This is a genomic window from Faecalibacterium prausnitzii (genome assembly GCF_003287405.1).
In the GTDB taxonomy this organism is placed as follows: Bacteria; Bacillota; Clostridia; order Oscillospirales; family Ruminococcaceae; genus Faecalibacterium; species Faecalibacterium intestinale.
Map to the genome: position 1 here is coordinate 78,634 of NZ_PRLD01000012.1, position 10,296 is coordinate 88,929.

The window sequence follows — 10,296 nt, forward strand, 5'->3', positions numbered from 1 at the left end:
TTGCCCAAAGCTGCGGCACGCGGCTTTTCTTTTTGATATTTGATATGGGAGGTTATTCTTATGGCAAAAGCTGTTGTATTTTTTGCAGAGGGCACCGAGGAGTGCGAGGCTCTGCTGGTGGTGGACCTGCTCCGCCGCGCCAAGGTGGAGGTGCTGGTTGCCAGCGCTTCCGGCAGCCGGGAGATTTTGAGCAGCCATAAGGTGCATATCACCGCCGATGCACTGGCAGAGGAGGTCGATTATTCCGACGTAGATCTGGTGGTGCTGCCCGGCGGCATTCCCGGTACGCCGAACCTTGCCGCCAACAAGACGGTGACCGACACCTGCGTTGCCTTTGCAAAGGCAGGCAAAAAGGTAGCCGCCATCTGCGCCGCACCCAGCGTGCTGGCAGCACTGGGTCTGCTGGAGGGCAAAAACGCCACCGCTCACGCTGCATTTCAAGACAAGCTGGCGGGTGCCCATGTGCTGGACACCGAGGTGGTCGTGGATGGCAACATCACCACCAGCTACGGTCTGGGCGGTGCCATCCCCTTTGCGCTGGAGCTGGTGCGCCAGCTGGCCGGAGAAGCGGAAGCCGACCGCATCCGCAGCGCCATCGCCTACCGGCACTGAGAGGAGGGGCACTGTATGCGTTTTGTCACCTGCCGCCTGCCGGACGGTGTGGAGGACCCTGCCATCCTCTCGCAGGACGGCACACAGGTCTGGCCGCTGAGCTGGCTGGGGCTCTCCTACGAGACCCTGTCTGACGCCATCCCCTTTCTCACCCCGCAGGTGCGGTTCGGTTTGCAGCTGGCCATCAGCGGCATCCCGGCGCTGCCGGTGGAAGCCGTCACCCTGCAAAGCCCCATCCCCAGCCCTGCACAGGACGTGGTCTGTCTGGGCATCAACTATATGGCGCACTCGGATGAGGCCGAAAAGTATTCTGCGGACGCCTTTTCCACCCAGCATCAGGACGCCATCTACTTCTCCAAGCGGGTCAGCCGCGCGGTACCGGACGGCGGCTTCATCGAAGCACACACCGACCTTGTGCAGAAGCTGGACTACGAGTGTGAGCTGGCGGTGGTGCTGGGTAAGGACGCCAAGGATGTGCCCGCCGGGCAGACCCAAGACTATGTGTTCGGCTACACCATCCTGAACGACGTCTCCGCCCGGGACGTGCAGACCGCCCACAAGCAGTGGTATTTCGGCAAAAGTCTGGACGGCTTTACCCCCATGGGGCCCTGCATCGTCACCGCCGACGAATTTGACACCTACCCGCCCGCGCTGCCTATCCGCAGCCGGGTGAACGGCGAGCTGCGGCAGGATTCCAACACCAAGCTGCAAATTTTTGATATCGACCACGTCATCCACGAGCTTTCGCAGGGCATGACCCTGAAAGCCGGTACCATCATTGCCACCGGCACCCCTGCCGGGGTGGGCATGGGCATGGACCCGCCGCAGTTTTTGCACCCGGGCGACACCGTGCAGTGCGAGATCGAGGGAATTGGCACGCTGACCAACACCGTGCGCTGAATCTACTTGTGGAACTGCCCAAAATTTTACATGGATTTCAGTCCGATTGCACGAAATGCCGCCGCAGCACTGCTCTTTTGCGGAAAAATATGGTATACTATAAAATACTGATAAAAAATGCGGCGCATCCGCATCAAAGGGGTAAATGACATGAAGGAATACGCATTTGGCATTGATCTGGGCGGCACTACTGCCAAGGTCGGCCTGTTCACCACCAGCGGCAAGCTGCTGGAAAAGTGGGAGGTAAGCACCGATACTTCCAATAATGGTGCTCACATTCTGGAAAATCTGGCTGCTGCCGTGCAGCAGAAGATGCAGGAAAAGGGTCTGTCCGCAGACGAGGTCGAGGGTGTCGGTCTGGGCGTGCCCGGCCCGGTGCTGGATTCCAGCATCGTGCCCATCGTGTGTGCAAACCTTGGCGGCTGGGGCAACCGCAACGTGTCCATTGAACTCAGCGAGCTGCTGGGCGGCATCCGGGTGCTGGTGGGCAACGACGCCAACGTGGCTGCGCTGGGCGAGATCTGGATGGGCGCGGCACAGGGCTGCCGCAGCGCCGTCATGGTCACGCTGGGCACCGGCGTGGGCGGCGGCGTCATCGTGAACGGCAAGGTCATCGATGGCGCTCACGGTGCCGGCGGCGAGATCGGCCACATCACCGTCAACCCCCACGAGACCGCCGTCTGCGGCTGCGGCAAGCGCGGCTGTCTGGAGCAGTATTCCAGCGCCACCGGCGTTGTGCGCTGCATGAAGAAGCTGCTGGACGCAAACCCGGACACCGCCTGCACCCTGCGCGGCAAGGACTTTGAAGCCAAGGACGTGTTCGACGCCGCCCGCGCCGGGGACGCACTGGCCGCCCGCGAGGTGGACGAGATGGCTTCTACGCTGGGCATGGCACTGGCCAACATTGCCGCCACCACCGACCCCGAAATGTTCATGATCGGCGGCGGCGTGGCCCGCGCCGGGGAGATTCTGTTCAACCCGCTGGTGCGCCACTACAAGGAGTACGCCTTCCAGTCCTGTAAGGAGACTCCCATCAAGGCCGCCAGCCTTGGCAACGATGCCGGCATCTACGGTGCCGTGCGCCTGATCGTGGGTGCCTGATAAGGAAAATAGCCCGCCTTCACCGTACCGATCGGGCAGAAGGCTGAAAACATAAGATCAAAGCAAAAAGAGATAGGCAACCCCTTTCGGGGAAACCTATCTCTTTTTTGTTGGTGCTGTTTTGCAAAAGCCCTTAGTTGAACTTGAAGATCTTGCGCAGCTGGCGGTAGGTGGAAATGACCACCTTATCGCCGCCGGGGAAGCGCAGGTCGGTCAGGCCGCCAAGGTTCACGCGTACGGCGCGGTAGACGCCGGGGGTAACGTGATCCTTGAGGTACTGCCACAGCTCTGCCTTTTTGGCGTGTGCTTCGGCGCTGCCGTCCAGCAGCAGGAAGATGTCGCTGACCGCCATCATCACAGAGAGGTAGTGCACCATGTAGGCGCGCAGACGCTTCTGACCCTTGAGCGCGTCCAGATCCTGACAGTCGATCATGTGCTTTGTGACCCGCAGCTGCTGATCCACGCGGCCGATCATCACGCTCTCGTTCACGCTCTGGTCTGCGCGGCCGATGAAGTAGCGGTACAGATCCAGATCCATATAGTACATACTCTTGACGTAGGGCAGGGGCTGGTACACAAAGATGTTGTCCACATAGAAGGTGTGCTTGGGCAGCACCATGCCGCACTGGCGCAGCACCTCGGTGCGGTACATGACCGAGTGCATCAGCAGGTTCTGATCCGGGCGGAAGTGCCGGACGTGCACCCAGTCGAACAGACGATTCTGCGGGAACACGTTGGTGTAGCGCACGGTGTGGCTGGTGCCGTCCTCCACGTGCTCGTACACATAGTTGCAGATCATCAGATCCGGCGCGGTGCCGCGGGCTACCAGCGTAGTCAGGCGCTCCAGCACCTTTTTCAGGGCGTCGGTGTCCAGCCAGTCGTCGCTGTCCACTACCTTGTAGTACAGGCCGGTGGCGTTGCGGATGCCCTGATTGACGCCCTCGCCGTGGCCGCCGTTCTCCTGATGGATGGCCTTGACGATGGTGGGGTACTTTGCGGCGTACTCGTCGCAGATGGCGGGGGTGTCATCCTTGACGGAACCATCGTCCACCAGAATGATCTCGGCCTGCTCGCCTGCGCTCAGCAGCGTTTCGATGCAGTGACGCATATAGGCTGCCGAGTTGTAGCAGGGCACGGCAAAGGTGATAAGTTTCTGCTGCATATTATAAATGCTCCTTTTTACATTGCATGATCCATGCCGGGCAGTCTGCGGGGGTGGCATGGAGATATGTGTTCTCATTATAGCATTTTCGCGCCTGAAAAGCTATCCTTCCCGGGCAGAAAGAGTGGATATCGCACATTTTTGCGCAAAGTGACGCTTTTTTCTGCCAAAAGTATCGGTTTTGTGGTATACTGATAAGGTTTTGAGCGATCGGCGCGTCAGCGCACCTACTTATATAACGGAGGAGACCATGGAAAACCCGCACAGTATCCTGAAAAAAGTTTTCGGCTACGACAGCTTCCGCCCCGGGCAGGAGGAGATCGTCAGCCGCCTGCTGGCCGGGCAGGATGTGCTGGCGGTCATGCCCACCGGCGCGGGCAAGTCCATCTGCTATCAGGTACCGGCACTGCTTTTGCCGGGCATTACCATCGTGGTGTCCCCGCTGGTCAGCCTGATGAAGGATCAGGTGGGAGCGCTGGTGCAGGCGGGCGTGGCGGCGGCTTTTCTGAACAACAGCCTGACCGACAACCAGAAGGCGCTGATGCTGCACCGCGCCCGGGAGGGCTGGTATAAGATCATCTATGTGGCTCCGGAGCGGCTGGAGATGCCGGGCTTCCAGCGGTTTGCGCAGGAGCGGCAGATCAGCATGGTCACGGTGGACGAGGCGCACTGCATCAGCCAGTGGGGACAGGACTTCCGCCCCAGCTATCTGCGCATCAAGGCATTTGTGGACAGCCTGCCCGCCCGGTCATAGGCGCATTCACCGCCACCGCCACCGCCCATGTGCGGGAGGATATCCGCACCCATCTGGCGCTGCGAGATCCTTACGAGGTGACCACCAGCTTCGACCGCCCAAATCTGTACTTTGAGACCCGGCGGGCGCTGCCCAGCCAGAAGCCCAAGGAGCTGCTGGAACTGGTGCTCAAGGAGGGCAATCATGCGGGCATCGTGTATTGCAGCACCACCCGGCAGGTGGATGAGACGGTGCAGCTGCTGCAGAGCCGCAGCATCCGGGCGGCAGCCTACCACGCAAAGCTGGATGCGGACACCCGGCGGCAGAATCAGGACGATTTCCTCTACGACCGGGTGCAGGTGATGGTTGCCACCAATGCTTTCGGCATGGGCATCGACAAGCCCAACGTGCGGTTCGTCATCCATTATAATATGCCCAAGGATCTGGAAAGCTATTATCAGGAGGCTGGACGCGCCGGGCGCGATGGTCAGCCCGCCCGGTGTACCCTGCTGTATTCCGGCACAGATGTGCGCACCATCCGATTTTTTATCGACAAGGAGCGGGAAGCCGACAACGGTCTGCCCGCCGATGTAAAGGCCGAAGCCGCCCGCAAGGCAGAGGAGCGGCTCAAGTACATGACCTTCTACTCCACCACCCAGCACTGCCTGCGCGGCTTTCTGCTGCAATACTTCGGGGAAGCAGCGCCCAAAAAGTGCGGCAACTGCTCCTGCTGCCTTGCCGCCGAGCAGGAAGCGCAGTTGCAGGTGGAGTACGCCCGCCGCCGTGCCGCCCAGAGCGCCGACCGGCTGGAAAAGCCCCGCCGCGCAAAGCCCGCCGCAGCCGGCAGCCTGAGCGAAGCGGACGAAAAGCTGCTCAACGCTCTGTACGCTGTGCGCAAGCGCCTTGCGGGCAAGCAGAACCTGCCCGCCTTTATGGTGTTCAACGATGCCACCCTGCGGGAGATGGCAGAGAAAAAGCCCATGAGCATCGACGAGCTGCTGAACATCAGCGGCGTGGGCGAAAAGAAAGCCGCCCGCTACGGCAACGCCTTTCTGCGCGTCATCGAGGACGCCGTGGGCAGCCGGGAGTGAGAAACCCCCATTTTTCTACGTCAGAGCAAAACTCTGTGGAAAATGGGGGCGTTTTGCATTAAAAAAGAGAGCCGAATCTCTCCGGCTCTCTCAAGTATGCGTCCGGAAGAACGCATACCCCAATTAGTAGATATATTATACTCCATCGCACTGGAAAATGCAACTGTCAGATATAATTTTTCAGAATGTTCATTCTGGAAGGAAGATCAGGGTGGATAACAATTGCGGAAACAGCGGGATCGACAGAATTGCGATAGGTTTCTGTGATCCGCGTAAAGTCCCGAATGAATGCGTTGATTTCTGTTTTGGGTGTGTGCAGAAGTTTCAGGTAATAGCACATCAGGATCAGATAGTCGCCAATCGTTTTGAAATTTACATACGGCAGGCCGATCGCAGATTTCAGACAGGTGCTCATGGCCTTTGAGGGGTCAAAGGTACGGAATCTGGTATCGAACACAACGGCATTGTGCGCGATTGCATTGCGCAGATCCTTTAAAGCGTAGATATACCGAAAAAGCAACTCGCAATTGGTATCGTTGGAAAGATCGATCCCGATTCGCTGAGAGATATCCTTCCGCACGGGCTTCGTCAGACAGGAGAGAAGATAACCAAGATCGCCCATCGTCATGATCTCAAAATAAGCCCAAATGGGCACCCCGGAATACAGGGGATTGTTATAAAAGTGGGTGATTTTGGGGTTTCCTTTTTCATAGGCATTTGCAAGACTTGTCTGAATAGAACGCTGAAGATTCAGCTTTCGCTGCTGAGCACGTTTTTTCTGCTCCGGCGTAAAGTCAGAGGGAGAATTGTTGTAGCTGCACACTACACGATCCAGCATATCCTGAATGCTTTCGGAATTCGCGTTTTCCAAAATACCCTGCAAGGCGATGTTTTTGACAGCAGTTTCAATGAACATCATTCTGCCGTAAAAAAGCGCTTTTAATGCAGAATCGTATTCAATGGTGGCAGATAGCTCCTGATAGGAAGAAAAGGGCAACCGAGTTCCGGCAGAACGGAAAAAGCGATACCCTTTGTACCCGTGATAGTAGCCAGTGTTGATTAACTGCCGTTTTTGTACACTGCCGGAAATTGCAATGCCGTTGCTGCGCAAATGACGCATCAGACCATCAATCGTTTTATAACTCATGTGCATCACCGTTCCATGGTATGGGTGGCGAACACCTTTTCGTCCTCCCACCACACGGGCTGCCCGGCGGCAAGGGACTTGGGTACGTCCAGCAGGCGCTGGTTGCGGCTGCCGCGGAAGCGCAGGGAGATGTCGTGTTCGGCCTGCACGAATCTGCCGTCCACCAGCACATCCAGCAGTGCCAGCAGCTCGTCGGTCACCTCGCACCGCGCGGGACTGGGCTCTTTGCCGGTAAGCTGTTCCCAAGTGTAGCCGGAATAGCACCACACCGTTTTGGCAGGGTACAGCGCCTTGAAGTTGCGCACAAAGGGCAGCAGCTCCCGCTGGTTCTCCGGCTCAAAGGGTTCGCCGCCCAGCAGGGAGAGCCCGGCGATATAGTCCGGCTGACAGGAGACGAATACCTCGTTGCGCACGGTCTTATCAAAGGGCTGACCGTAGGCAAAGTCCCATGCTACGGCGTTGAAGCAGCCCGGGCAGTGATGGCGGCAGCCGGATACAAAAACGCTGGTGCGCACCCCAGGGCCGTTGGCGATATCGTAATACTTGATGTTTGCGTAGTTCATGCTAATGTTCCTGTCGTTTGCTGAAAAGATGTTTGGAGCGGCCGAAAGACCGCTCCAAACATCAAATCAAAAATAAAGTTTTGCTGTTTTTACAGATGCAGCACGCGGTCCTTGATCTCCTGCGTGCGGCCCTGATTCCAGAACTGGGTGCCGATATAACCGCAGGTGCGGCGGGCAACATTCAGCTTGTTCTGGTCGCGGTTGCCGCACTTGGGGCACTCCCACACCAGCTTGCCGTCGTCCTCTACGATCTTGATCTCGCCATCATAGCCGCACACCTGACAGTAGTCGGACTTGGTGTTCAACTCGGCATACATGATGTTGTCGTAGATGAACTGCAGCACGCTCATGACGGCTTCCAGATTGTCCTGCATATTGGGCACTTCCACATAGCTGATGGCACCGCCCGGGGACAGGCGCTGGAAGTCGGCCTCGAATTTCAGCTTGGTAAAGGCGTCGATGGGTTCAGAGACATGGACATGGTAGCTGTTGGTGATATAGTTCTTGTCCGTGATGCCCTCCACGATGCCAAAGCGCTTTTGCAGGCACTTGGCAAACTTGTAGGTGGTGGATTCCAGCGGGGTGCCGTAGAGGGAGTAGTCCATGTTCTCGGCCTTCTTCCACTCGTTGCACTTGTCGTTCATGTGCTGCATCACGCTCAGGGCAAAGGGCTTGGCACCGGCGTCGGTGTGGCTCTTCCCGGTCATATACTTCACGCACTCGTACAGGCCGGCATAGCCCAGACTGATGGTGGAGTAGCCGCCGAACAGCAGCTTGTCGATCTTTTCACCCTTCTTCAGGCGTGCCAGCGCACCGTACTGCCACAGGATGGGGGCGGCATCGCTGGGGGTGCCCAGCAGCCGCTGATGACGTGCCTGCAAAGCGCGGTGGCACAGCGCCAAACGCTCGTCAAAGATCTTCCAGAACTTTTCAAAATTGCCGCCGGAGCTCAGGGCAACGTCCACCAGATTGATGGTGACCACGCCCTGATTGAAGCGGCCATAGTACTTGGGCTTGCCGGTCTCGGGGTCCACATAGGGGGTCAGGAAGCTGCGGCAGCCCATGCAGGTGTAGCAGTGACCCTCGCCGTTCTTGTCCACCTTGAGTTCCAGCATCTTCTTTTCCGAGATATAGTCCGGCACCATGCGCTTGGCAGTGCACTTGGCAGCCAGCTCGGTCAGGTAGTAGTAGGGGGCGCCGGGGCGGATGTTGTCCTCTTCCAGCACATAGATCAGCTTAGGGAAGGCGGGGGTGATCCACACGCCTGCCTCGTTCTTCACGCCCTGATAGCGCTGCCGGATGGTCTCTTCAATAATGATGGCAAGGTCGGCCTTTTCCTGCGGGTTGCGGGCCTCGCCCAGATACATGAATACAGTAATGAAGGGTGCCTGACCGTTGGTGGTCATCAGAGTGACCACCTGATACTGGATGGTCTGCACGCCGCGGTTGATCTCGTTGCGCAGACGGCGCTCCACGATCTCCTTCTTGCGCTCGGCAGAGACGTCCAGACCTTCCATCTCCAGCTCCACCTCAGCGGCGATCTTCTTGCGGGAGACGTCCACAAAGGGTGCCAGATGGGTCAGGCTGATGCTCTGGCCGCCGTACTGGTTGGAGGCCACCTGTGCAATGATCTGGGTGGCAATGTTGCAGGCGGTGGAGAAGCTGTGCGGCTTTTCGATATAGGTGCCGGAGATAACGGTACCGTTCTGCAGCATATCCTCCAGATTCACCAGATCGCAGTTGTGCATATGCTGGGCGAAGTAGTCGGAATCGTGGAAGTGGATCAGACCCTCCTGATGCGCCTTTACGATCTCCGGGTCCAGCAGCAGACGGGCGGTCAGATCCTTGGAGATCTCGCCGGCCATATAGTCGCGCTGCACGCTGTTGACGGTGGGGTTCTTGTTGGCGTTCTCCTGCTTGACCTCTTCGTTCTGGCACTCGATCAGGCTCAGGATACGCTCGTCAGTGGTGTTGGTCTGGCGCTTCAGGCTCTGGACGTAGCGGTAGGTGATATAGTGGCGTGCTACATCGTGCGCCTGAATGTCCATCAGCTGGTTCTCCACCAGATCCTGTACTTCTTCCACGCTGACCGCGCGGTTGAGCTGCTGGCACTGGTCGGTAACGGCTGCGGCGATCTGGGTGATCTGCTCCCGGCTCAGACGAGCCTGACCGCCCACAGAATCGCTGGCTTTGGTAACGGCGGTGATGATCTTGGTAATATCAAAAGGAACTTCTGCACCGTTTCGTTTGATGATCTTCATCGGTTCTCCTCCTTCTATATAGGCGCATTGTGAACGGGTATCCCTTACCCTAAGAGATACCCGTTTGCGCACAACGATATCCAACAAACTGAATGTAGCTCTATTTTATCATTATCTAGTGGCAAGTCAAGCGAAATACCACTATATTTTGCGTTTTGTAGCAATCGCCAAAAATCGCAGATATTTTTCGGGACAAAATTTTGCACGGAAAGTCTTGACAGCGCAGTACGCTTTCCGGCGGGTAATATAAGCCGCTGTCTATACCCGTTTGTACATCACGCTGCCTATATAATGTAATAATATAGGGCGGGAGACACCACCGCTGCCGGAGACGTCAAAACACCCGGCGGTTCCCGGCGGAAAACTGGCGATAGTTCACAAAGCGCAAAAAAAGGCGAAAAAAATGTAAAAAAGGCTTGCAAAAGCGGTTGCGGTATGGTACTATATGTGAGCGCCAAGCGCTGAGACAAAAGAATGACTTCTGAAGTCCCAGCAGGAAGCCCTTGAAAAGAACCAATAGACGCTGAAAAGTTCCGGCTGATACCGAGAAACTGAAAGCGCTCCAAGTTCACAAAACTTCAAAAGCTTCTCAAAAAAGTGCTTGACAAAAAACCACTTCTGTGGTAAAATAATCAAGTCGTCAGCCGCTAAGGCTGCGGCGCACAGGACCTTGAAAATTGAACAATATCGAAAGAACTTGTAACGGAACCTATTTTCGTGTTGGAA

The 10,296-nt window shown here is 57.2% G+C and carries 8 protein-coding genes and 1 pseudogene; 4 read left to right on the top strand and 5 right to left on the bottom strand.

What is annotated here, in order from left to right; translation table 11 throughout:
- Nucleotides 1-60: 60 nt before the first annotated feature.
- The 3 genes from C4N24_RS11740 (at nt 61) to C4N24_RS11750 (ending at nt 2,613) form a co-directional block, all read left to right on the top strand.
- Entirely contained in the window at nt 61-612 is a 552-nt protein-coding gene (locus C4N24_RS11740) for a DJ-1 family glyoxalase III (protein ID WP_005925413.1), read from the top strand.
- A 15-nt stretch (nt 613-627) separates the two neighbouring features.
- A complete protein-coding gene (locus C4N24_RS11745) occupies nt 628-1,512 on the top strand; it encodes a fumarylacetoacetate hydrolase family protein (protein ID WP_112091562.1) in 885 nt (294 codons plus the stop codon).
- 150 nt (nt 1,513-1,662) lie between these two features.
- Complete coding sequence (locus C4N24_RS11750; protein ID WP_242983260.1) at nt 1,663-2,613, top strand: ROK family glucokinase; 951 nt, start codon at nt 1,663-1,665, stop codon at nt 2,611-2,613.
- A 133-nt stretch (nt 2,614-2,746) separates the two neighbouring features.
- Here C4N24_RS11750 and C4N24_RS11755 read toward each other — a convergent pair whose 3' ends face one another.
- Nucleotides 2,747-3,775 (bottom strand): glycosyltransferase family 2 protein, encoded by a 1,029-nt coding sequence (locus tag C4N24_RS11755; RefSeq protein ID WP_112091564.1) that lies wholly within the window; start codon nt 3,773-3,775, stop codon nt 2,747-2,749.
- A gap of 250 nt (nt 3,776-4,025) precedes the next feature.
- Here C4N24_RS11755 and C4N24_RS11760 point away from each other — a divergent pair.
- Nucleotides 4,026-5,599 (top strand): annotated as a pseudogene (locus tag C4N24_RS11760) (RecQ family ATP-dependent DNA helicase).
- Between the two features lie 166 nt (nt 5,600-5,765).
- Here the strand turns inward: C4N24_RS11760 and C4N24_RS11765 are convergent.
- The 4 genes from C4N24_RS11765 to C4N24_RS15530 form a co-directional block, all read right to left on the bottom strand.
- Nucleotides 5,766-6,746, bottom strand: a complete 981-nt coding sequence (locus tag C4N24_RS11765; RefSeq protein ID WP_181573086.1) for an Abi family protein — start codon at nt 6,744-6,746, stop codon at nt 5,766-5,768.
- A gap of 5 nt (nt 6,747-6,751) precedes the next feature.
- Nucleotides 6,752-7,309 (bottom strand): anaerobic ribonucleoside-triphosphate reductase activating protein, encoded by a 558-nt coding sequence (gene nrdG / locus C4N24_RS11770; RefSeq protein WP_112091566.1) that lies wholly within the window; start codon nt 7,307-7,309, stop codon nt 6,752-6,754.
- An 89-nt stretch (nt 7,310-7,398) separates the two neighbouring features.
- A complete protein-coding gene (gene nrdD / locus C4N24_RS11775) occupies nt 7,399-9,570 on the bottom strand; it encodes an anaerobic ribonucleoside-triphosphate reductase (RefSeq protein WP_112091567.1) in 2,172 nt (723 codons plus the stop codon).
- A gap of 441 nt (nt 9,571-10,011) precedes the next feature.
- On the bottom strand, nt 10,012-10,296 hold a 285-nt coding region (locus tag C4N24_RS15530), incomplete at its 5' end, for a hypothetical protein (protein WP_207657276.1).

What these genes read in the sequence shown, in the direction of transcription:
- C4N24_RS11740 (WP_005925413.1), top strand. Translation starts at nt 61, where the DNA reads ATGGCAAAAGCTGTTGTATTTTTTGCAGAGGGCACCGAGGAGTGCGAG.
- C4N24_RS11745 (WP_112091562.1), top strand. Translation starts at nt 628, where the DNA reads ATGCGTTTTGTCACCTGCCGCCTGCCGGACGGTGTGGAGGACCCTGCC.
- C4N24_RS11750 (WP_242983260.1), top strand. Translation starts at nt 1,663, where the DNA reads ATGAAGGAATACGCATTTGGCATTGATCTGGGCGGCACTACTGCCAAG.
- C4N24_RS11755 (WP_112091564.1), bottom strand. Translation starts at nt 3,775, where the DNA reads ATGCAGCAGAAACTTATCACCTTTGCCGTGCCCTGCTACAACTCGGCA.
- C4N24_RS11765 (WP_181573086.1), bottom strand. Translation starts at nt 6,746, where the DNA reads ATGAGTTATAAAACGATTGATGGTCTGATGCGTCATTTGCGCAGCAAC.
- nrdG (WP_112091566.1), bottom strand. Translation starts at nt 7,309, where the DNA reads ATGAACTACGCAAACATCAAGTATTACGATATCGCCAACGGCCCTGGG.
- nrdD (WP_112091567.1), bottom strand. Translation starts at nt 9,570, where the DNA reads ATGAAGATCATCAAACGAAACGGTGCAGAAGTTCCTTTTGATATTACC.